Source organism: Mycobacterium sp. PSTR-4-N (assembly GCF_022348085.1).
Lineage (GTDB): Bacteria > Actinomycetota > Actinomycetes > Mycobacteriales > Mycobacteriaceae > Mycobacterium.
Map to the genome: position 1 here is coordinate 68,457 of NZ_JAKRFN010000023.1, position 20,802 is coordinate 89,258.

Below are 20,802 nucleotides of genomic sequence, written 5' to 3' on the forward strand. Positions count from 1 at the left end.
CGCGGCCGCTGCTAGATGCCCCCGCGGCGCAGCATCCGCCCCAGCGGGGTCGTGAAGTCGACCTTCCTGCCGCGAAGCCAGGTACTGGTCACGACGCCGGCCAGCGCGCGCCCGTCGTACGGGCTGATGGGGTTCTTGTGGTGCAATTTGTGGACGTCGACCACCTGAGCGGACTCGGGCTCGAAGATCGCGAAGTCGGCGTCGTGCCCCAGTGCGATCTTGCCCTTGGTGGTCAACCCGGCGAGCGCGGCGGGTTTGGCCGCCATCCAATCGACGACCTGGGTGAGAGGAATCCCGCGGCGTTTGGCTTCGGTCCAGATCAACGACAGGCCCAGCTGCAGCGATGCGACGCCGCCCCACGCCACGCCGAAGTCGCCGTTGTCGACGTCCTTGAGGTCGACTGTCGACGGTGAGTGGTCGGAGACGATGCAGTCGATGGTGCCGTCGAGGAGGCCCTGCCACAGCAGTTCCCGGTTCGACGCCTCACGGATGGGCGGGCAGCACTTGAAAGCCGTTGCGCCGTTGGGGATCTCCTCGGCGAGAAGGGTCAGGTAGTGCGGGCACGTCTCGACGGTGATCCGGACGCCGTCGCGCTTGGCGGTCGCGAGCATGGGCAACGCGTCCGACGACGACAGGTGCAGGATGTGCGCGCGGGCGCCGGTCCATCGCGCGCGCTCGATCACCTCGGCGATCGCGACGTTCTCGGCGCCGCGCGGGCGGGAGGCCAGGAACCGGCTGTAGCGGTCGCCCTCGGCCGTCGGGGCGCGATCGATGGCGCGCGAGTCCTCGGCGTGCACGATCATCATGGAGTCGAAGCCGGCCAGCACGGCCATGTCCTTCTCCATCTCGTCGGCGTCGAGGTGCGGGAATTCGTCGACGCCGGAGTGCAGGAGGAAGCATTTGAACCCGAACACCCCGTCGTCGTGCAGGCCCCGCAGATCGCCGGTGTTGCCGGGGATCGCGCCGCCCCAGAAGCCGACGTCGATGTGCAGCTTGCCCGACGCCGCTGCGCGTTTGGCGTTCAGCGCGTCGACGTTGACCGTCGGCGGGATCGAGTTCAGCGGCATGTCGATCAACGTGGTGACACCACCGGCCGCTGCGGCTCGGGTGGCGGAGTCGAAGCCCTCCCACTCGGTGCGTCCCGGCTCGTTGACGTGAACGTGCGTGTCGACCAAGCCGGGGATCATCACCTGCTCGTCGGTGAGTTCCACGGTCTCTGTACCGGCGAGGCCGCTGCCCAGCGGTTCGATCGCAACGATGCGGCCGTCGCGGATGCCGATCTCCCGGGCGACGATCCCCGCGGTCGTCAGCGTGTGCGTACCGCGGACGACCAGGTCGAAGTCTTCTCGGTTCGTGGTGGCGTCGGCGGTCATGGGTGGCCTCCGTTCCGACGGACAGTACTTCCTCATCGTGGAACTGGTATTCCACTCTTCGGGCGACTGTAGATGTGAGCGGAGGCACAGTCAATCACGTCAGACGCTTGACAGGGGGCGCCTGCGTGCGGGTTACTTGAGACACAGTGGAACAGAAGTTCCACCAGATGGAATTCCAGCGACGGCGCCGGTCCTCGGCGCTCCGACCGTGACAGGCATGTCCATGAGCACAGAGTCCCCCCGGCTCGTCAACGATTCAGGTCGCGGCGTTGCTGCCGACACCACCGCGGCCGCCCAGGTGAGCCCCACGCTGTACAACCCCGATCTCGCACCCATCAAGCGCGACGGGCGGCGGTGGGGCGCCTACAACATCTTCACCCTGTGGGCCAACGACGTGCACAGCCTCGGCAACTACTCGTTCGCCATCGGCCTCTTCGCCCTGGGGCTCGGCGGCTGGCAGATCTTGCTCGTCCTGGGCCTCGGTGGCGCGTTCCTGTTCCTGCTGCTGAGCCTGTCCGGGTTCATGGGCGAGAAGACCGGTGTGCCGTTCCCGGTGATGAGCCGCATCTCGTTCGGCATCCGCGGCGCGCAGATCCCCGCCGTCATCCGCGGTGCGGTCGCTATCGCCTGGTTCGGCATCCAGACCTACCTCGCCTCCGTGGTGCTGCGCATCCTGATCGTCGCGCTCGCGCCCTCGGCCGCGACGCTCGACACCAACAGCGTGCTGGGCCTGTCGACGCTCGGCTGGATCTCGTTCGTCGCACTGTGGGTCGTCCAGGTGATCATCGTCAGCTACGGCATGGAGATGATCCGCCGCTACGAGGCGTTCGCCGGCCCCGTCATCCTCATCACGATGGTCGCGCTGGCGATCTGGATGCTCAGCAGCGCCGACTGGTCCATCGCGTGGACGACGCCCGACTCACTCACCGGTGTCGACATGTGGTTGCAGATCGTCGGCGGCGCCAGCCTGTGGGTCGCGATCTACGGCACGTTCGTGCTCAACTTCTGCGACTTCACCCGCAATGCCACCTCGAAGCGCGCCATCATCGCGGGCAACTTCTGGGGCATCCCGCTCAACATGCTGGTGTTCGGCGGCATCGTGGTGACGCTGGCCGGCGCCCAGTTCCGCATCGACGGGCGCATCATCGAAGCGCCCGCGGACATCGTCAAGGAAGTGCCCAACACGCTGCTGCTGGTACTCGCGGCTCTTGCCCTGCTGATCCTGACCGTGGCCGTCAACCTGATGGCGAACTTCGTCGCCCCGATCTACGCCCTGAACAACCTGTTCCCGAAGCACCTGAATTTCCGTCGCGCAGCGCTCATCTCGGCCGTCATCGGCCTGGTGATCCTGCCGTGGAACCTGTACAACTCGCCCGCTGTGATCAATTACTTCCTCGGTGGGCTCGGCGCCATCCTGGGGCCGCTGTTCGGCATCATCATGGCCGACTACTGGCTGGTGCGTCGTTCGCAGATCAACGTGCTCGACCTGTTCACCACCGACGCCAACGGTGAGTACCACTACACGAACGGCGTCAACACGCGTGCCGTCGTCGCACTCGTCATCACCGCGGTCGCGGCGCTGTTGATGGCGTTCGTCCCGGCGTTCAAGGTCGTCTCCGAGTTCTCCTGGTTCATCGGCGCGGGGCTCGGCGCGATCGTCTACCTGCTGGTGGCCGATCGCCGGGGACCGTTCACCGACGTCTCCGGCGAACCCATCGCCGTGGCGAGCACGCACTAGGACCGTCATGAGAATTCTGGTGGCCAACGTCAACACCACGACGTCCATGACCGACGCGATCGCCGACTCGGCGCGCGCAGTCGCCTCGCCGGGTACCGAGATCATCGGCGTCACACCACGTTTCGGGGCGGACTCGTGTGAGGGCAATTTCGAGAGCTATCTCGCGGCCATCGCGGTGATGGACGCGATCACGTCGTATCCGGAACCGTTCGACGCGGTGATCCAGGCCGGCTACGGCGAGCACGGCCGCGAGGGCCTGCAGGAATTGCTCGAGGTCCCGGTCGTCGACATCACCGAGGCCGCCGCGTCGACAGCGATGTATCTCGGGCACAAGTACTCGGTCGTCACCACGCTCGACCGCACCGTCCCGCTCATCGAGGACCGTCTCAAGCTCGCGGGACTCGACGCGCGGTGCGCGTCGGTGCGGGCGTCCGGGCTCGGCGTCCTCGAACTCGAATCGGATCCGGACCGGGCGGTCGAGGCGATCGTGTCGCAGGCGCGCGAGGCGGTCGAAAGCGATCACGCCGAGGTGATCTGCCTCGGCTGCGGGGGCATGGCCGAACTCGAGGCGAAGGTCTCGGCCGCCACCGGCGTCCCGATCGTCGACGGGGTCCGCGCGGCGGTGACCATCGCCGAGGGTCTGGTCCGGATGGGCCTGCGCACATCCAAGGTGCGCACCTACGCGACCCCTCGGGAGAAGAGGATCACCGGCTGGCCGTTCCGGTTGTAGCGCAACCGGTTCAGAGCATGACCTGACGGTTGACGTCCTTGTACAACAGGTACCGGAAGTTCGACGGCCCGCCCGCGTAACACGCCTGCGGGCAGAAGGCGCGCAGCGAGAGGAAATCGCCGGCCTGGACCTCCACCCAGTCTCCGTTGAGGTGGTAGACGGCCTTGCCTTCGAGCATCAGCAGGCCGTGTTCCATCACGTGGGTCTCGGCGAACGGGATCGTGGCGCCGGGCTCGAACGTGACGATGTTGACGTGCATGTCGTAGGCCAGATCCTCGGGGTCCAGCATGCGCGTGGTACGCCACTTGCCGTCGGTCCCGGGCATGGCTGACGGCTCGATGTCCTGCTCGTTGCCGAACAGCACCGACGGGGCGTGGCCCTCGATGGCCTCGTAACGCTTCCGGATCCACACGAACGTCGCGGCGGCGTCGCCGTTGTTGGCGGCCGACCAGTCGGTGCCTGCCGGGAGGTACGCGAAGCCGCCCTCGGTGAGGGTTTGCGACTGACCGTCCGCGTCCACGGTGAGCGCTCCGGAGGTGACGAACAGGAAGCTCTGCACCTCGGACTGCGGCTCGGGGCGGTGCGCACCGCCACCCGGCGCGACCTCGACGATCGCCTGGTAGTACGTCGTCGCGCCACCGGCGACGGGGCGGTTGATGATCCAGGCGCGGGTATCGGTCCATTCCGGGAACACCGAGGTGACGATGTCGGAGAGGACGCCGCGGGGGATCACCGTGTAGGCCTCGGTCACGATCGCGCGGTCGGTCAGCAGATCGGTCTGCGGGGGCAGACCGCCTCGGGGCGTGTAGTACGAGGCTGGTGTCGGCCTGGTGGTCACTGGGTGCTCCTCGGTCGGCGGCCGAGCGCGATGTCGCGCACGGTGGGCAGGGGGAGATCGACGGCCGTCTCGATCTCATCGGCGGTCAGTGCGCCGCACACGCTGCCGCGATGGATCACGTTGGCCAGTGCGCGCGCGGTCGCCGGCTCGTCCATGACGGTCGAGTCGAGTCGGTGGACGTAGGTGCGCAGGCGGGTCGCCGCCGCCGCGAAGGCGCCGCGATAGAAGGCATAGGTGGCCAGGTACCGCGTGACGAGCTGCGCCGGATGCAGATCCCAGCCCTGGTAGATGCCGCGCTCGAGGTGACGCCGGACGAGGCGCGCGTGCAGCTTCCATGCCGTGGCCACGTTGTCGGGGTCGCCGACGGGCAGGACGTTGGTCGAACCGTCGGACAGATGGACGCCGGTTCCGGCGACGGCGGTCTGCATGACGTTCTTGGCGTGATCGGCCACCGGATGCTCCATCGACTGATAGGCGGCGGCGATACCGAGGGAGGCCGAATAGTCGTAGGTTCCGTAGTGCAGCGAGCTGACCCGGCCCTGACCGGCGTGGATGAATGGCGCGACGGGTGCGCGGCCGTCGGCACCGAGGATCGCCTGCGGCGTCTCGACCTGGATCTCGAAGCGGATCCGCCCGTCCGGCAGGCCATTCGCGGTTTCGAGGGCACTGGTCACCGCCACCATGGCCTCGATCTGCTCGACGCAGGTCACCTTGGGCAGGGTCAGTGTCAGGCCGTCGGGAAGACCTCCGGTGCCGACGAGTCCGCTGACGAACATGTCGAGCGTGCGGAGTCCGCGTGCCCGGGTGGCTGCTTCCAGGCACTTGAAGCGGGTTCCGACGAACGGCGTCGAGGTGCCGGCATCGAGTGCGCTGCGCAGTGCGGTGACCGCGCGCGCGACATCGGCGTCCTCGACGGCGTCGTCGACCGTGCCGTAGCCGTCCTCGAAGTCGATGCGGAGGTCCTCGATCGGCTCGGCGGCGAGCTTGTTCTCGACCAGAGCCGCGAGAGTGTCCGGCTCGCAATGGGATTCACGATTCGCCCCGACCAGCACCGCTACGGCGTCGAGTCCGCCCGCATCGCCGGCGGCGGCAAGGGCTGCGGAACCCCAGTCGGCGGGAATCGTGGCCGAATACTCATCGCCCGGGACGTACACGGTGTGGACGGGCTGGCGGCGGCCGTCGTCGCCGGGATAACGATCCGCCGATCGGGCGTCGGCGACCGCGAGACGGCGATCGACATCGGCCAGCACCGCATCGGACAGGGATCGTGTCACGTGTGCACGCCCGCAGCGACGCGGAGATCTAATTCCACATCGTGGAGTTTAGTTCGGCAGCCGGCAAATGTACACGGCACCAGAAGAGCGGAGCCGAGAACTTCCGTATTGTGGAATGGAATTGCGGACTGTTGAATGGACGCAGACCGGCGGGCCAGGAGCGGACACATTGGCGGACAGATCAGGTGGCGTGCAGTCGGTCGAGCGCGCGTTCGAGCTGATGGAGTTGATCGGCCGGGCGGGAGGGGAGTGCTCGCTGACGGAACTGTCCGCCGAGTCTCCGTTGCCGCCGCCGACGATCCACCGGTTGCTGCGCACCCTGGTCGGCCTCGGCTATGTGCGCCAGCTGCCGAATCGTCGTTATGCGCTGGGCCCCAGGCTGATTCGGCTCGGTGTGGTCGCGAATCGGCAACTGGGCGCGGTGGCAGGTCCGGTGCTGCAGTCTTTGGTCGATCAGCTGGCCGAGACGGCGAGTCTGGCGGTGCTCGACGGCGACATGGTGATCTACACCGGGCAGGTTCCGTCGACACAGATGATGCGGACCACCGACGAGGTCGGTAAACGGGTGGGGCTGCACACCACCGGCGTCGGCAAGGCCGTCCTGGCCGAATTGGACGATGCGCGCATCCTCAAACTGGTGACGCAGTCCGGACTTCCCGCCCCGACGGAGAAGAGCGCGGCCACGCTGTCCGCGGTCTTCGCCAATGTCGAGCGCGTGCGCGCCGACGGCTACGCCGTCGACGACGAGGAGTTCGAGATCGGCGTCCGCTCCGTCGCGGTGGCCGTGCCCGGCGCCCCGACTCCGATGGCGATCGGCATCTCGGGTCCCGTCGCACGGATGGGCAAGGACCTGATCGCGCGGGCCGTTCCTGCCCTGGAGAAGGCGGCGGGAGTGATCTCCGAGGCGTTGATCGGAGCCAGGGAAAGCTAGCCGATCAGGGCGGGTAGGCGCTGCAGCAGACCGGGCAGTACCGTCCCCGCCTTCTCGCGCAGCGACACCGTGGCGCTTCGCGTCAGCGGCGTGGGCTCCGGGTTCACCTCGATCACCGGGATGCCGCTGGCCACCGCCAACTCGGGCAGCCCGGCGGCCGGGTAGACCACCGACGACGTCCCCACCACCACGACGACGTCGGCGCCGACGACCGCGTCGACCGACTGCTGCCATGCCCGGTCGGGCAGCGCCTCGCCGAACCACACCACGTTCGGCCGGATCAGTCCGCCGCAGACCCCGCACCGCGGCGGCTCTACGGACTCCACCGGCTCGGGCATGTCCGGCACCACGTCGGGGTAGGCGGTTCCGCAACGGTCGCAATGGAATTCGAAGAGACTGCCGTGGACGTGGTACACCTGCGTGCTGCCGGCGCGCTCGTGCAGATCGTCGACGTTCTGCGTGACGACGTGCACGTCGGCGTAGTCCTGCCACGCCGCGACGGCGCGGTGGGCGTTGTTGGGTGCGACGGCGGCCATCATGTGATGGCGCCACAGGTACCAGGCCCACACCCGGTCCGGGTGTGCCTGCCACCCCTCGGAACTCGAGATCTCGTAGGGATCGACCTGGGCCCACAACCCGGTCTCGACGTCCCGGAACGTCGGCACACCGCTTTCGGCCGAGATCCCGGCGCCGCTGAAGACCGTCACCTGCACTCCACCAAACTAGTCGCTGTGAGCAATACTGAGCACGTGGCCGAGTTGGGGGATTGGGTGCACGTCGACACGGGGGCGGCCCGGCCGCTGTTCGACCAGCTCAGAACGCAGATCATCGAAGGCATCCGGGACGGCAGGCTCACTCCCGGTACCCGGCTTCCCACCGTGCGCGAACTGGCCGGACAGCTCGGTTTGGCGGTCAACACCGTCGCTCGCGCGTATCGGGAGCTGGAGGCTGCGGGCATCTTGGAGACCCGCGGCCGGTTCGGCACCTTTGTCGCCAGCTCCGATCCCGCAGACTCCGCGCTGGCCGATGCCGCGCACACCTATGTCTCGGCGGCCCGGGCGCTGGGGGTCGGCAAGGGCCAGGCGCTGCGCTATGTGGAGGCGGCGTTCGACTGATCAGCCGAACTCGAGCAGTGTGGTCAGCGGCCGCAACGGGTCGAGCAGCGGCAACCGCTGCCACGTCCACAGCAGCGCGTTGAGCAGACGGCCGCGGGCGGACTCGGCCGGCAGGTCGTGCACGGCCCGCACTCCGGGCACCGTGTTGACCAGATCCGCGGCTTCGGCGACGGTCAGCGAGAACGGCATCGGCGGAACGCGGTAGCGCAACGAGGTGCGCATCCCGCGGCGGGCCAGCGCGGCGAATCCCGAGGGCGGGAGATCGAAGATCATCTGGCCGCCCGGGAAGCGAGCTGCGCACTCGGTGATGATCGACATGGCCTCGTCGGGCTGCAGGTACATCAGCAGCCCTTCGGCCGTGATGAACACCCCGTCGTCGGTGTCGACCCGGTCCATCCAGCTGAAGTCGAGCGCGGACTGCGCGCATTCGGTGATGCGGTCCGACGGCGGCAGGAGGGCGCGCCTCAGCTCGATCATCGGGGGCAGGTCGACGCTGAGCCACGCGAAGTCGTGGCCGACGTCGCCTGCGGTGTCGAGCCGGTAGAAGCTCGTCTGCAGGCCCTCGGCCAGTGCCACCACCGTCGCCTTCGGGTGGTCGCGCAGGTAGCGTCGGGTGTATCTGTCGAACAGGTTGGCGCGCAACGCCATGTCCTGGCGGCGGGTGAAGCCGAACTTCGCGAAGTCGAAGTGGATCGAGTCCATCAGATGGATGGCCATCGGGTCGTCGATGATCCCGTCGGGCCGGCGCGCCTCGGCCGCGCGCACCGCGAGAGTCATCAGCGCGGTCTCCGAGACGCCGGTCAGATCGGCGGCGTGTTTGGGTGATCGTGTCATCTTCGTGCTCCTTGGTCAGCCGGCCAGCAGCTTGTCGATCGTGCGCAGGTTCCGGGTGGTGGTCGAGGGCTTGTACCGCCTCTCGCCCATGGTCTTGCCGACGGTGCTGTCCAGAGTCGACCCTTTGGGCACCTGCCAGTAGATGACGCCGTCGCCGGCATCGATCTTCTCCGTCGCTCCGGCCGAGAGGCCCGCCAATTCGTCGAAGACCTTCGGGTCACTGACGAACGTCACGTAGGACTGGTGACCGGTGCGCTCGCGCTCGAACGGGTAGGCGGCGGAGATCTCGGCCAGCGTGTCGATGTCGTAGACCAGAACCCAGGCGTCGTAACCGAATTCGTCGCGCAGCGCCTTCTCGGCTTTCGTGCGCACGCCGGCGGCTCCAGCTCTGCTGGTCAGCAGGACGTTGCCCGTCGCGAGCACCGTTCTCACGTCGGTGAAGCCGGCCTGCTCGAGGGTGTGCGCAACGTCGGGCATCTTCAGTGTCACACCGCCCACGTTCACCCCGCGCAGCAGCGCGACGTATCGAGTCATCGGGGGATCATCGCGGAGTCGCCGCACTCTGCCAGGAGGTCCACCTGTTCGATCATTCCACTCCCCACACCGACGTACCCTCAGGTGATGACACGCGATGTGTTCGACGACAAGCTGCTGGCGCTCATCGCCGGGAACTCACTCGGCGTGCTGGCCACCCTCAAACGCGACGGCAGACCGCAGCTGTCGAACGTGTCCTACCACTTCGACCCGCGCGCACTGACGATCTCGGTGTCGATCACCGAGCCGCGGGCCAAAACCCGCAATCTGCGCCGTGATCCGCGCGCGGCCATCCACGTCAGCTCCGATGACGGATGGGCCTACGCGGTGGCCGAAGGCGACGCCGTGCTCACCCCGCCCGCAGCCGATCCGAACGACGACACCGTGGCCGGGTTGGTGGAGCTGTACCGCGAGATCGCCGGTGAGCATCCGGACTGGGACGACTACCGCCGCGCCATGGTCGACGATCGGCGGGTACTGATGCGCCTGCCCATCAGCCACCTCTACGGCATGCCGCCCGGCAAGCGCTGAGCGGCTCCTCGAGCGGTTAAGCTTCCGCCATGGCATCCCAAGGGTCGGCCGGGTCGTCGGATACTCCCGAGGACGAGAACAAGCGCAAGTTCCGTGAGGCGCTGGAGCGCAAGAAGGCCCAGGCGGGCGGCGGCTCCGCCCACCGCGACGGCGGGACGAAGCAACCCCGGGCGCACGGCCCGGTCGAGAACCGGCGAGAGTTCCGCCGCAAGAGCGGCTAGCTCACCCGCCCGCGGCGGCGGCTTCACGCGGCGGCACGATGACCGCACGTCCGTCGTCGGCCAGCGCCCGCGCGGCCACCAGAGCGGCCAGCATCACCGCCACCAGCGGCAGGCCCAGATCTTTCAGACCCCACCCGACCGAGGCCAGCGTCGCCGCCCCCGCGGCACACAGCAGCGATCCGACCGCGGCGCTGCGCATCCCGGGTCGCGCGACGCGGCCGCCGTCCCAGAAGGGGAGCGGCCCGTTCTCCAGCGGTCGCAGCGCGACGAACGCCGCGGCCACCGCCGCCGCCATGATCGCCACCTGGAACACGGACACGACGAGGAAGTTGGGCTCAGCAGGGTCGAAGCGCGGGACACCGAGGTAGTCGAACGCGAGGTGCATGGCGAGCAGCGGCGGGATGTGCCACAGGTACAGCGTCATCGCACCGGAATTGCCGATCGCCGTCGCCCACCACACCCGGGGCCGGCGCGCCCACCGGCCGATCGCGGGCGCGGCCGCAATCGCCAACGCGCACATCATGATTGCGTGTCCGGCCAACAGCAGTGACGGCGGCGTCATGTTCTTCAGCTGCTGGCTCTCCAGTCCCACCAGGCTGAGCTCGTACGGGCCGAAGCCCACCAACGCCACGTTGACGCCGAGTGTGACGACCGCCGTCGTCAGCGCGGCGCGCGCGCTCAGGAGGCCGCGCCGATAGGCGACCCCGAACGCGCCGGGGATCAACCACATCGCGAAGTTCACATACCCCAGCCCAGTCCAGCCCTCGCGGCCGACACGCACCAGGTCGACCACGGTGACCACGCCGTAGAGCACAGCCGCCGTCGCGACGAAGCGGGCGGTGGTGGTGATGCGCGCGAGCAGCGGCACCGTGGCGAGCACCAGGACGTAGTCGCCCAGGAACCACAGCAGCTGGATGGAGATCCCGGCGACGGGTTCGTACACGTGCACGGGCAGCGCCTGCTTCGCCACCACCAGCGTCACGCCCCAGAACGCCAGGTAGGAGAACACCGGCCGGTACAGCCGGGTGCAGCGACGCATCAGCCAGTCGCCCCAGCTCGTACCGGGTGTCCACGTCTGCACCGACGCGGCCACCCCGGCGAAGAAGAACAGCGGCATGATCTGGAAGAGCCACGTGCACGCCTGGAACACCGGCGACACCGACAGCAGGTTGGTCCAGACGAACACGTCGTCGCGAATCGTGCTGGTCGCCATCACGGTGTGGCCCACCACGACGCCCACCAGCGCGGTGATGCGGATGACGTCGATCGCGCGGTCCCGTTCGGGCGGGGTGGCTGCCTCTACCTCATCGGGGCGGGGAAACGGCGTCCGGAGACTCATGCTCCGAAACTAGCTGCGGCGCGGCATCCTTCGAATGAGTAGAAGCACTCAGGATCGCGATCAGGCAGCCGGCGGCCAGGACGGCGACCGCGATCGCGAACGCCACCCCCGAGGTGCGCAGTCCCCACGCCTGGGCGGCCAGTCCCTCGCCGATCACGGGGACTGCGATCGCGACGTAGGCGACGACGAAATAGGTGGAGCTGACCTCGGCACGACGGTCGGGCGGCGTGCGCTCGGACACCGCGGCCAGCCCGCGGCTGAAGCTGATGCCCTGGCCGACACCGGAGACCACGGCCGCCGCGATCAGCCCCGGCAGCGAGCCGACGTGCAGCGCCACCGCGAGCGTCGCCATCCCCGCGATGAGGATCGCACAGCCCAGCGCCACCGCACGTTCGGGATTCATCGACCGCGCCACCACCTGAGCGACCGCGGAGGTGAGGAAGATGGTGCCGGCGATGAGTCCCGCGAGCGCGTGATTGCCGATGCCGATCACCTCGGCCAGGAACGACGGTGCAACGGCGGCGAACAGGCCGGTGACGGCGAACCCGGCGAACGCTGCCAGCGCGGCCACCACGAACACCGACCGCGCCTCGGCAGGCACGGCGAGGCGCTGGAGTCCGAGTCGGCCCTGCCGTGGCGAGGTCTCCCGTGAGCACAGCACCGCCACCGCGGCGGCGACCGTCAACGCCAGATGTACGACGAAGCTGAGGTCCAGCGGCCGAGGCGCGTACTGCACGAGCACCCCGGCCAGCACCGGACCCAGGCCCAGCCCGCCGATGTTGACCACCGAGGCGACCGCGGCAGCGCGCCCTCGCCACGCCTCCGGCGCCGCCTCGATCACCGCCGCCGTGGCCGTTCCGGTGAACAGGCCGGCCGACAACCCGGACAGCACGCGACCCACGAGGAGCTCGGGCACCGAATCGGCCAGCACGAACACCACCGCGCTGGCCGCCGCCATCGCGATCCCGGCCAGCAGCACGGGCCGCCGGCCCACCACATCGGACCAGCGGCCGAACAGCAGCAGCGCGGCCAGCACCCCACCGGCGTACGCGGCGAAGATGATCGTGGTCGTCAGGACGTGGAAGTGGAGTTCCTCGGCGAACAACGCGTACATCGGCGTGGGCAGCGTCGTGCCGACCATGATCGCGGTGAACGCGTAGGCCAGCAGCGCCATCGAGTAACGGTGCACGGTCATTCTCAGCGGCATACCCGCCGAGGCTATTCCGCAGACCAGGTCAGTGCGCGACCGCCTTCTCGGCGCCGATACCGGTCATCGATCGCACCTCCATCTCGGCGTTGATCTCGGGGTTGCCCCGGTCCGAGGACGTCAAGGTGCCGACGATGCCCAGCACGAACGCCAGCGGAATCGACACGATGCCCGGGTTGGCCAGCGGGAACCAGGCGAAATCCGCGCTCGAGATCATCGAGGTCTTGGCGCCCGACACCGCGGGGGAGAACACGATCAGCACGATCGTCGAGATCAGGCCGCCGTACATGCTCCACAGCGCGCCGCGGGTGTTGAACCGCTTCCAGTACAGCGAGTACACGATCGTCGGAAGGTTGGCCGCCGCCGCGACGGCGAACGCGAGAGCGACGAGGAACGCCACGTTCTGGCCGTTGGCGAGGATGCCCAGGCCGATCGCGAACACGCCCAGCACCACCGCGGTGATCCGGGAGACCCGCACCTGCTCGGCCTCGGTCACCTTGTGGGACTTCAAGACACTGGCATAGATGTCGTGGGCGAACGACGCCGACGCGGTGATGGTCAGGCCGGCGACGACGGCGAGGATGGTCGCGAACGCCACCGCCGAGATGACACCGAGCAGGATCACGCCACCCAACTCGAACGCCAGCAACGGGGCCGCCGAGTTCACCCCGCCCGCGGCGGACAGGATGCGGTCGGGGCCGACCAGGGCGGCCGCGCCGTACCCGAGCACCAGCGTGAACAGATAGAACGCGCCGATCAGTGCGATCGCCCACACCACGCTGCGCCGCGCTTCCTTGGCCGTCGGCACCGTGTAGAAGCGCATCAGCACGTGCGGCAGACCTGCGGTGCCGAGCACCAGCGCGATCGCCAGCGAGATGAAGTTGATCTGCGAGGTCAGCGACCCGCCGTACTGCGCGCCGGGGGCGAGCACGTCGCGGCTGGCGACGCCGGTGGTGGTCGACCCGCTGATCGCGGACTGCGCCGAGCCGAGGATCTCGGAGAAGTTCAGCCCGAACTTGGCGAGCACCATCACGGTCATGAAGCCCGCGCCCGCGATCAGCAGCACGGCCTTGATGATCTGCACCCAGGTGGTGCCCTTCATGCCGCCGACCAGTACGTAGACGATCATCAGCACGCCGACGACGGCGATGACGACCGACTGGCCGGTGCGACTCTTGACGTCCAGGAGCAGCGCCACCAGCCCGCCCGCGCCGGCCATCTGGGCCAGCAGGTAGAACAGCGAGACCGTCAATGTGTTGGTGGCCGCAGCCAACCGCACCGGCCGCTGTTTGAGCCGGAAGCTCAGCACGTCGGCCATCGTGAACTTGCCGGTGTTGCGCAGCAATTCGGCGACGAGCAGCAGCGCCACCAGCCACGCCACGAGGAAGCCGATCGAATAGAGGAAGCCGTCGTAGCCGTAGACCGCGATCGCGCCGGCGATGCCGAGGAAGCTGGCCGCCGACAGATAGTCACCGGCGATCGCGATGCCGTTCTGCGGTCCGGAGAAGCCGCGCCCACCGGTGAAGAACTCGTCGGCGGTGGCATTGCGCTTGCTCGCCCGGATCACCACGATCATCGTGACGACGACGAACAGGCTGAAGATGCCGATGTTGGCGACCGGGTTGCCGACGGTCGCGGACTGCGCCAGGAGGGTGGTCATCGCAGGTCGCCTTCCAGTTCGGTGCGGATCGCCTGGGCGCGCGGGTCGAGCTCGCGGTTGGCGAAGCGGACGTAGAGGCCGGTGATCAGGAAGGTCGACAGGAACTGGCCCAGGCCGATGATCAGCCCGACGTTGATGTCGCCCCACACCCGGGTGGCCATGAAGTCATGGGCGAAGGCGCCCAGCAGCACGTAGACGGCATACCAGACGAGGAAGATGGCCGTCATCGGGAACACGAACCGGCGCAGTCGATTTCGCAGCTCCTGGAATTCCGGGCTCGCCTGCACCTCGAGGTAACGCTCCCCGCTTATCGCGTCGGGACGAATGGGTAGATCGGTGTCGGACACGGTGATGACGCTCCTGACTGCTGTGAACCGGCTGTGCACGCGACGGTAGTTGAGATGTGGGTCACAGAAACAGGCACAATTGCCCTGACACGACGAGGTCGGTCAGCGCTGCGGTGAGCGGTCGGTCGACGACGACGAACGGCTTACGTGTCCGGCACGCGGTCGACCACCATCCCCAGGTTCTCCGGCAGATGCATCCGCGCGAACGTCTGCGCCACATCGACAGGCACCGATGCGCGCGTGAACCGGCTGACCAGGATCATCGTCGCGAACGCCAGGGGCACGCTGATCGCGGCGGGATATCCGATCAGCACCGCCGGCCACCCTCCGGCGACGTCGTCGTCGACACCCCCGGCGACCGCCACCGTCACCGCCACCCCGGACAGCAACCCGCCCACGACCAGCCCCCACGCCGCGCCCGCGCCGGTCAGCCCCCGCCACCAGATGCCCAGCACCAGCAGCGGGCACAGTGTCGAGGCCGCCACGGCGAACGCCAGCCCCACGCTGCGGGACAACTCGAGTCCGCCGGACGCGGCCAGCGCCAACGGAATCGGGACGAGCCCGCCGATCACCGCCGCCACCCGGAAGTCCCGAACGCGGCCGCCCAGCACATCGGTGGCCAGTGCGCCGGCGAAGCTGACCAGCAGACCCGACGAGGTGGCCAGGAACGCCGCGATCGCGCCCGCGGCGACCAGCGCCGCCAGCAATTGCCCGGCCGCGCCGCCGACCGCCGATCCCGGCGCGAGGAGCACGGCCGCGTCGGCGGTCCCGGTGATCAACAGTTGCGGCACGTAGAGCCGGGAGAACACGCCCAGCAGAGTTGGGAACAGATAGAACAGGGCCAGCAATGCGATGACCGCAAGGGCTGTGCGCCGCGCCGCCCGGCCGTCGGGATTGGTGTAGAAGCGCACCAGCACGTGCGGCAGCCCCATCGTGCCCAGGAACGTCGCCACCATGATCGACACCACCTGGTACATCGGGTGGGCACCCCCCAAGCCGCCGCCCGAGGCGATCCAATCGGCTCCGGCTGCAGGGGTGCCCGCGACGACCGGGGTCGCCGCGCCGGCGGCCAGCCGCAGCGTGCTGCCGGCGTCGAGAGTGTGCCGGCCGACGGCGCCGACGGGCGCGTCGGCCACCGGACGTCCGTCGAGCGTGCCGGTGACGGTGACGCCCGCGGGCGCGACGACCTGAACCACCACGTCGGTGTCGATGGTCACGGTGGTGTCCTGCGCGACGGTCGGAGGCAGCGGACCGCCGAGCTCTCCGCCGCGGTCGCCGAGAAAAAGTCCCGCCAGGGCGAGCGCGGGGATCGCCACCGCGGTCAGCTTGAGCCAGTACTGGAACGCCTGCACGAACGTGATCGAACGCATACCGCCGGCCACGACGTTGGTCAGCACGATCGCGCCGACGGCCAACGGCCCCAACCACACCGGCGTGCCGAGCAACGTGCTCAGCGTCAGGCCCGCGCCCTGGTACTGCGGTACCAGGTAGAAGATACAGATCACGACGACCACGAGCATCGCGATCTTGCGCAGCCGCTGCGAGCCGAGCCGGAACTCGGCGAAGTCGGGCACGGTGTAGGCCCCCGAGCGGCGCAGCGGGGCGGCGACGAACAGCAGCAGCCCGAGATAGCCCGCGGTGAAACCGACCGGGTACCACAGTGCGTCGGCGCCGTACTTGGCGATCAGCCCGGCCACGCCGAGAAACGATGCCGCGGAGAGGTATTCGCCGGAGATCGCGGCGGCGTTCCACTGCGACCCGACGGTGCGCGACGCGACGAGGAAGTCGGAGGTGGTGCGGGAGAAGCGAACCCCGTAGGCGCCGATCGCGATCGTGGCACCGGCCGCGGCCAGCAGCGCGGCGGCGGTCAGCGGCGAACCGGTCACGGTTCGGCGTCCACCACGCCGACGAAATCCCGCTCACCCTGTTCGGCGAGCCGCACGTAGGCCCAGCCGATGCCGTACAGCAGCGGATAGACCAGACCCGCCAGCACCAGCCAGTTCAGCCTGATACCGAACACGGTGACCGCGCCCAGGCCGGGGAACAGAGCGTTCAACAGCGGGATCGCGCCCACCAGACACACCACCACCGCACCGAGCCGCAGGGCCAGGCCCAACTGTGCACGCACCAGCCCGCGCACCAACGCATCGCCCACCGGCGTCTGCTCCTGCACCTCTACCCGGGTGCGCACCATGCGCGCACCGCGGCGGTGGGCCAGCACCACCCGTTGCCGTTGCGGGCGTTCACTCATCGGCGCCGCCCGGCCGCAGACTCCGCATCGGGGTGCGCACCACCCTGTCCCGCAGCTCGCGCGCCTGACGCCGGCTGACGGGCAACTCCACCGCCGGCGATGCACCGTTGTCGCGCAGCCGCACCAGGACCGCCCCGTCGGCGCTGCGCAGGCCCGTCACGAACGGCAGCGCGACGAGGTAGGACCGGTGCACCCGCTGGAAACCGTGCTCGCGCCAACGGTTTTCCAGGGTGCTGAGCGGGATGCGCACCAGGTGCGCGCCGGACGCCGAATGCAGACGGGCGTAGTCGCCTTCGGCCTCCACCCAGCTGATGCTGTCCCGGGGGATGAGGTGGGTGACGCCGGCCAGTTCGGCGGGAACGACGTCGGAGTCGGTGTCGTCGCGCTCCGGCGGCGCCTCGGCGGGCCGGGAGGTCACCACGCGCCGGATCGCTTCGTCGAGGCGGTCCTCACGAATCGGCTTGAGCAGATAGTCGACCGCGCCGAGATCGAACGCGGCGACGGCCTTGTCGTCGTGGGCGGTCACGAACACGATGGCCGGCCGCTGCGCGTAGTGCGCCAGCACCCCGGCCAATTCAATGCCCGACAGGCCGGGCATGTTGATGTCCAGGAAGACCGCGTCGATGCGACGCTGATTGAGCTCGCGCAACGCCGATGTCGCGTCCCCGGCGCGGACCACCTCGCCGATGTCGGGATGACGGTTCAGCAGGAACGCCACCTCGTCCAGCGCCGGTGCCTCGTCGTCGACCGCGAGCACGGTGAGGGTTCTGCTCACGCCCTACCCACTTCGGCCCACCCCGAACGTCCCTCCGTCGGCCCGCACGCCGGACCGGAACTTGGGCACCCGCATGATGACCTTGGTGCCTGCACCGATCCCTGTCTCGACCACCAGACCGTAATCGTTGCCGAACGCCGCGCGCAGTCGATGGTCCACATTGGTGAGTCCGACGTGCGCCGAGGAACCGTCGGCCTCGCCGGCCGAGAGTGCGTCACCCGGGCCGGCGCGCAGCGCCTCGGGATCCATGCCGACCCCGTCGTCCTCGACCGAGATGACGCAGTCGGAGCCTTCATCGCGGGCGATCAGCTCGATGGAACCGCTGCCGCGGCCGGCGAAACCGTGTCGAACGGCGTTCTCCACCAACGGTTGTAGCGCGAGAAAGGGCACCGTGACGGTGAGTACTTCGGGGGCCACCTGCAGCGTGACCCGCAGCGCGTTGCCGAACCGGGCACGCTCGAGGGTGAGGTAGCGGTCGATGTTGCGCAGTTCTTCTGCGAGCGTGGTGAATTGGCCCGCGGCGCGGAAGGAGTAGCGGGTGAAGTCGGCGAACTCGAGCACGAGTTCACGGGCGCGGTCGGGGTCGGTGCGCACGAACGAGGCGATGGTGTTCAGCGAGTTGTAGAGGAAGTGCGGGCTGATCTGAGCGCGCAACGCCAGCACCTCGGCGCGGTCCAGCCTGGCCCGCGAGGCGTCGAGCTCGGCGAGTTCGATCTGGCTGGCGGCGTAGCGGGCCACTTCGCCGACGGCGCCCAGCAGGCCCGGTCCGGGGGAGCGCGTCGTCACGACCACCAGGACGCCGAGCACGTCGCCGGCGTCGGCCAGCAGCGGTTGGGCGATGACCGCCGACGTCGGGGTGTGGCCCATCACCCGGCGCTGCCCGGACAGTGAATCGCCGGCCGCGCTCGCGCACGCGTCGCGCACGTCGGCGTCCCACGCATCGTCGGGATCACAGGCCAGCAGCTCGCCGGTGCCGTCGAACAGGGCGAGCCGGTCGGTGCCGGTGAGCTCCCGGAGGAAGGGCGCGGCCTCCCGGGCGGAGTCCGCCGACAGGCCCTGACGCAGCGCGCGGGCCGCGAGCGACGCGGTGTGCAAGGCGGCGTGCACGGCCCGCTCGGTCGGGGTCGCGACCACCTGCCGGGTGCGTAGCGCCAGCACCACCGCCGCCACCGCGATGACGATCAGCGCGGCGGTGAGGGCGATGGCGAGCTGGCCGGACATGGTTCACGCTCCTCGCGTGCTGATGGGCCCACTGTAAACCGGGTTCCGGGAAAGCTCGCCCGATCGCGCTTGCGGGCCGGAAGCGATTTTCTCAGTCACCGGAAATACCCTAGGGGGTATATGGGTTGAACCTTGTGCCGTCGGGGATCGTCTCGGCGACTGCCCCGCTCACACGTCAATGCACCTAAAGGAACATGGGATGAACACCGTCAACCTGACCTTCGACGACTTCGAATCGACGATCGTCGACAATCCGATCGTCCTCGTCGACTTCTGGGCGTCATGGTGCGGTCCGTGCCGGGCCTTCGCTCCGGTCTACGAGCGCTCCGCAGACGCGCATCCGGACGTCGTGCACGCCAAGGTCGACACCGAGGGGGAATTCGATCTCGCAGCGGCGCTGCAGATCCGGTCCATCCCCACCGTGATGGCGTTCCGTGACGGGGTCTTGGTGTACAGCCGGCCCGGGGCAATGGTGCCCGCGGCGCTCGACGACCTGATCACGCGGGTGAAGGATCTGGACATGGATTCCGTGCGGGCCACGATCGCCGCGCGGAAAGCCGCCACAGCCTGAACATTCGAATCTGGAAGGAATTCATCATGTGCTACCCCGTCGCGTGCCGCCGGTGCGGCAAGACAACGTGGGACGGGTGCGGTCAACACGTCGCCGACGTGCGACGGGCCGTCCCGGCGTCGCAGTGGTGTACCTGCGCGGATCGCACCGACCGTCACCACGGCGTGTTCGGCCCCCGGTCTTAGACTGTCGCCGTGGCGAAACTGCAGTTGGTCAAGGAGCCAGGAGCCGACGCGCTGCTGGAGGCCAACCCCTCCGCGCTGCTGGTCGGCATGCTGCTCGATCAGCAAGTGAGGCTATCATTACGACTTTCGAGGGACGCTCCGGAGTCGTGTTCTGATGCTCGGTGTGGCGGTAGCAGTTAGAACCCGGTGGACTTGGCAAATCCGGCAGCGCGAGGCCACATTGCAGTAGTCCTTCGTGTGGCTCGATGGCTTTGCAGTACCCCACTACTGAGCCCGTAATGCCGTATGGGATGACGATGCCCACGTGGAGGCTCTCAGGCTTCAGACATTTCAACCCGCGCCATAGAAATGGCGCCTATTTTCCTCGACACACCTTCGAGCCGGCCCGAGAGGTGTAGCGCAACACCTAACGAGCAAGACCTTGGACGGCTTCGACGTGGCCGCATCAGCGATCCCGCCGGAGACCTTCGACTACCTGTCGAGCCTGGAATGGATTCGGGCCCAACAGAACCTGACGATCATCGGACCGGCCGGGACGGGCAAGTCCCACACCCTGATCGGGTTGGGGACCGCGGCGATCCACGCCGGACACAAGGTGCGTTACTTCACCGCCGTCGATCTCGTCGAGACGGTCTACCGCGGCCTGGCCGACAATATCGTCGGCAGAATCATCGAATCCTTGCTGCGGGTCGATCTGATCATCCTCGACGAACTCGGCTTCGCCCCACTCGACGACACCGGCACCCAGCTGCTGTTCCGCCTCGTCGCCGGTGCCTACGAACGCCGGTCTTTGGCCATCGGATCGCACTGGCCCTTCGAGCAGTGGGGCCGGTTACTGCCCGAGCAGACCACCGCCGTGAGCATCCTCGACCGACTCCTGCACCACGCCACCGTCGTCATCACCGACGGCGACTCCTACCGCATGAAGGACGCCAAACACCGGAAGGAGCACCCCACACCAACCTAGGAACTACCGCACAGGGTGGGAACTTTCATCTGGCCACCAGCGGGCACATCAACTTGACCATTGACAGTCTAACCGACGTCGAACTGCTCACCGCCGAGTGGGTGGTCTGGTATAACACCGACCGGCTCATGCACCGCCTGGGCCGCATCCCACCCATTAA

The 20,802-nt window shown here is 68.4% G+C and carries 21 protein-coding genes and 2 pseudogenes; 9 read left to right on the plus strand and 14 right to left on the minus strand.

The features are described 5' to 3' along the window. Window positions 1–11: 11 nt before the first annotated feature. Window positions 12–1,373, minus strand: a complete 1,362-nt coding sequence (gene allB, locus MHN84_RS24280) for an allantoinase AllB (protein ID WP_241207072.1) — start codon at window positions 1,371–1,373, stop codon at window positions 12–14. Between the two features lie 223 nt (window positions 1,374–1,596). Between allB and MHN84_RS24285 the strand changes: the two genes are divergently transcribed. Beyond that, window positions 1,597–3,111, plus strand: coding sequence for an NCS1 family nucleobase:cation symporter-1 (locus MHN84_RS24285; protein WP_241207073.1), 1,515 nt, complete (start codon window positions 1,597–1,599; stop codon window positions 3,109–3,111). A 7-nt stretch (window positions 3,112–3,118) separates the two neighbouring features. Continuing rightward, the gene (locus MHN84_RS24290) at window positions 3,119–3,841 is read left to right on the plus strand and encodes an aspartate/glutamate racemase family protein (protein WP_241207074.1); all 723 of its coding nucleotides are present in this window, start codon (window positions 3,119–3,121) and stop codon (window positions 3,839–3,841) included. Window positions 3,842–3,851: 10 nt separating this feature from the next. Here MHN84_RS24290 and MHN84_RS24295 read toward each other — a convergent pair whose 3' ends face one another. Then, window positions 3,852–4,679 carry a bifunctional allantoicase/(S)-ureidoglycine aminohydrolase gene (locus tag MHN84_RS24295; RefSeq protein WP_241207075.1) on the minus strand — a complete coding sequence of 276 codons (828 nt, stop codon included), beginning with the start codon at window positions 4,677–4,679 and terminating at the stop codon, window positions 3,852–3,854. Beyond that, a complete protein-coding gene (locus MHN84_RS24300; RefSeq protein ID WP_241207076.1) occupies window positions 4,676–5,953 on the minus strand; it encodes an aldolase/citrate lyase family protein in 1,278 nt (425 codons plus the stop codon). The genes MHN84_RS24295 and MHN84_RS24300 overlap by 4 nt, the downstream gene beginning before the upstream one ends. Before the next feature lie 169 nt (window positions 5,954–6,122). Between MHN84_RS24300 and MHN84_RS24305 the strand changes: the two genes are divergently transcribed. Then, a complete protein-coding gene (locus tag MHN84_RS24305) occupies window positions 6,123–6,884 on the plus strand; it encodes an IclR family transcriptional regulator (protein WP_255730881.1) in 762 nt (253 codons plus the stop codon). Here MHN84_RS24305 and MHN84_RS24310 read toward each other — a convergent pair. Continuing rightward, window positions 6,881–7,597, minus strand: a complete 717-nt coding sequence (locus MHN84_RS24310) for an NAD-dependent deacylase (RefSeq protein WP_241207077.1) — start codon at window positions 7,595–7,597, stop codon at window positions 6,881–6,883. The genes MHN84_RS24305 and MHN84_RS24310 overlap by 4 nt on opposite strands. A 36-nt stretch (window positions 7,598–7,633) precedes the next feature. On the opposite strand from MHN84_RS24310, the gene MHN84_RS24315 reads away from it, so the two are divergent. Then, the gene (locus tag MHN84_RS24315; protein WP_241207115.1) at window positions 7,634–7,999 is read left to right on the plus strand and encodes a GntR family transcriptional regulator; all 366 of its coding nucleotides are present in this window, start codon (window positions 7,634–7,636) and stop codon (window positions 7,997–7,999) included. Here the strand turns inward: MHN84_RS24315 and MHN84_RS24320 are convergent, their stop codons facing one another. Together MHN84_RS24320 and MHN84_RS24325 are read right to left on the minus strand one after the other, a co-directional pair. Beyond that, window positions 8,000–8,833 carry a class I SAM-dependent methyltransferase gene (locus tag MHN84_RS24320; RefSeq protein ID WP_241207078.1) on the minus strand — a complete coding sequence of 278 codons (834 nt, stop codon included), beginning with the start codon at window positions 8,831–8,833 and terminating at the stop codon, window positions 8,000–8,002. Window positions 8,834–8,848: 15 nt separating this feature from the next. After that, window positions 8,849–9,367, minus strand: coding sequence for a DUF1697 domain-containing protein (locus MHN84_RS24325; RefSeq protein ID WP_241207079.1), 519 nt, complete (start codon window positions 9,365–9,367; stop codon window positions 8,849–8,851). A gap of 87 nt (window positions 9,368–9,454) precedes the next feature. On the opposite strand from MHN84_RS24325, the gene MHN84_RS24330 reads away from it, so the two are divergent. Further along, window positions 9,455–9,898 (plus strand): PPOX class F420-dependent oxidoreductase, encoded by a 444-nt coding sequence (locus MHN84_RS24330; protein ID WP_241207080.1) that lies wholly within the window; start codon window positions 9,455–9,457, stop codon window positions 9,896–9,898. A gap of 29 nt (window positions 9,899–9,927) precedes the next feature. Next, entirely contained in the window at window positions 9,928–10,119 is a 192-nt protein-coding gene (locus MHN84_RS24335) for a DUF5302 domain-containing protein (RefSeq protein WP_241207081.1), read from the plus strand. 1 nt (window position 10,120) lies between these two features. On the opposite strand, the gene MHN84_RS24340 is transcribed toward MHN84_RS24335, so the two are convergent. From MHN84_RS24340 to MHN84_RS24375, 8 genes are all read right to left on the minus strand, one after another. After that, window positions 10,121–11,458, minus strand: coding sequence for an acyltransferase (locus MHN84_RS24340; RefSeq protein WP_241207082.1), 1,338 nt, complete (start codon window positions 11,456–11,458; stop codon window positions 10,121–10,123). Continuing rightward, entirely contained in the window at window positions 11,424–12,665 is a 1,242-nt protein-coding gene (locus MHN84_RS24345) for an MFS transporter (RefSeq protein WP_308192988.1), read from the minus strand. The genes MHN84_RS24340 and MHN84_RS24345 overlap by 35 nt, the downstream gene beginning before the upstream one ends. Before the next feature lie 28 nt (window positions 12,666–12,693). Then, on the minus strand, window positions 12,694–14,325 hold the full coding sequence (locus tag MHN84_RS24350; RefSeq protein WP_241207083.1) for a cation acetate symporter: 1,632 nt from the start codon (window positions 14,323–14,325) through the stop codon (window positions 12,694–12,696). Then, window positions 14,322–14,672, minus strand: a complete 351-nt coding sequence (locus MHN84_RS24355) for a DUF485 domain-containing protein (RefSeq protein ID WP_241207084.1) — start codon at window positions 14,670–14,672, stop codon at window positions 14,322–14,324. The genes MHN84_RS24350 and MHN84_RS24355 overlap by 4 nt, the downstream gene beginning before the upstream one ends. A 143-nt stretch (window positions 14,673–14,815) precedes the next feature. Continuing rightward, window positions 14,816–16,558, minus strand: coding sequence for a cation acetate symporter (locus MHN84_RS24360; protein ID WP_241207085.1), 1,743 nt, complete (start codon window positions 16,556–16,558; stop codon window positions 14,816–14,818). Further along, entirely contained in the window at window positions 16,555–16,923 is a 369-nt protein-coding gene (locus MHN84_RS24365; protein ID WP_241207086.1) for a hypothetical protein, read from the minus strand. The genes MHN84_RS24360 and MHN84_RS24365 overlap by 4 nt, the downstream gene beginning before the upstream one ends. Then, window positions 16,916–17,698, minus strand: a complete 783-nt coding sequence (locus MHN84_RS24370) for a LytTR family DNA-binding domain-containing protein (RefSeq protein ID WP_241207087.1) — start codon at window positions 17,696–17,698, stop codon at window positions 16,916–16,918. The genes MHN84_RS24365 and MHN84_RS24370 overlap by 8 nt, the downstream gene beginning before the upstream one ends. 3 nt (window positions 17,699–17,701) lie before the next feature. After that, window positions 17,702–18,919: a sensor histidine kinase gene (locus MHN84_RS24375; RefSeq protein WP_241207088.1), complete on the minus strand. Its 1,218-nt coding sequence runs from the start codon at window positions 18,917–18,919 to the stop codon at window positions 17,702–17,704. A gap of 199 nt (window positions 18,920–19,118) precedes the next feature. Between MHN84_RS24375 and MHN84_RS24380 the strand changes: the two genes are divergently transcribed. The 3 genes and pseudogenes from MHN84_RS24380 to MHN84_RS24390 all read left to right on the plus strand — a co-directional run. Continuing rightward, complete coding sequence (locus tag MHN84_RS24380; protein ID WP_241207089.1) at window positions 19,119–19,490, plus strand: co-chaperone YbbN; 372 nt, start codon at window positions 19,119–19,121, stop codon at window positions 19,488–19,490. 194 nt (window positions 19,491–19,684) lie between these two features. Beyond that, a pseudogene (locus MHN84_RS24385) lies at window positions 19,685–19,783 on the plus strand (Fe-S cluster assembly protein HesB); the annotation flags it as partial. 304 nt (window positions 19,784–20,087) lie between these two features. Further along, a pseudogene (locus MHN84_RS24390) lies at window positions 20,088–20,642 on the plus strand (ATP-binding protein); the annotation flags it as partial. Window positions 20,643–20,802: the final 160 nt, after the last annotated feature.

What these genes read in the sequence shown, in the direction of transcription:
- MHN84_RS24350 (WP_241207083.1), bottom strand. Translation starts at nt 14,325, where the DNA reads ATGACCACCCTCCTGGCGCAGTCCGCGACCGTCGGCAACCCGGTCGCC.
- MHN84_RS24325 (WP_241207079.1), bottom strand. Translation starts at nt 9,367, where the DNA reads ATGACTCGATACGTCGCGCTGCTGCGCGGGGTGAACGTGGGCGGTGTG.
- MHN84_RS24345 (WP_308192988.1), bottom strand. Translation starts at nt 12,665, where the DNA reads ATGCCGCTGAGAATGACCGTGCACCGTTACTCGATGGCGCTGCTGGCC.
- MHN84_RS24320 (WP_241207078.1), bottom strand. Translation starts at nt 8,833, where the DNA reads ATGACACGATCACCCAAACACGCCGCCGATCTGACCGGCGTCTCGGAG.
- MHN84_RS24285 (WP_241207073.1), top strand. Translation starts at nt 1,597, where the DNA reads ATGAGCACAGAGTCCCCCCGGCTCGTCAACGATTCAGGTCGCGGCGTT.
- MHN84_RS24340 (WP_241207082.1), bottom strand. Translation starts at nt 11,458, where the DNA reads ATGAGTCTCCGGACGCCGTTTCCCCGCCCCGATGAGGTAGAGGCAGCC.
- MHN84_RS24380 (WP_241207089.1), top strand. Translation starts at nt 19,119, where the DNA reads ATGAACACCGTCAACCTGACCTTCGACGACTTCGAATCGACGATCGTC.
- MHN84_RS24375 (WP_241207088.1), bottom strand. Translation starts at nt 18,919, where the DNA reads ATGTCCGGCCAGCTCGCCATCGCCCTCACCGCCGCGCTGATCGTCATC.
- MHN84_RS24330 (WP_241207080.1), top strand. Translation starts at nt 9,455, where the DNA reads ATGACACGCGATGTGTTCGACGACAAGCTGCTGGCGCTCATCGCCGGG.
- MHN84_RS24335 (WP_241207081.1), top strand. Translation starts at nt 9,928, where the DNA reads ATGGCATCCCAAGGGTCGGCCGGGTCGTCGGATACTCCCGAGGACGAG.
- MHN84_RS24290 (WP_241207074.1), top strand. Translation starts at nt 3,119, where the DNA reads ATGAGAATTCTGGTGGCCAACGTCAACACCACGACGTCCATGACCGAC.
- MHN84_RS24365 (WP_241207086.1), bottom strand. Translation starts at nt 16,923, where the DNA reads ATGAGTGAACGCCCGCAACGGCAACGGGTGGTGCTGGCCCACCGCCGC.
- allB (WP_241207072.1), bottom strand. Translation starts at nt 1,373, where the DNA reads ATGACCGCCGACGCCACCACGAACCGAGAAGACTTCGACCTGGTCGTC.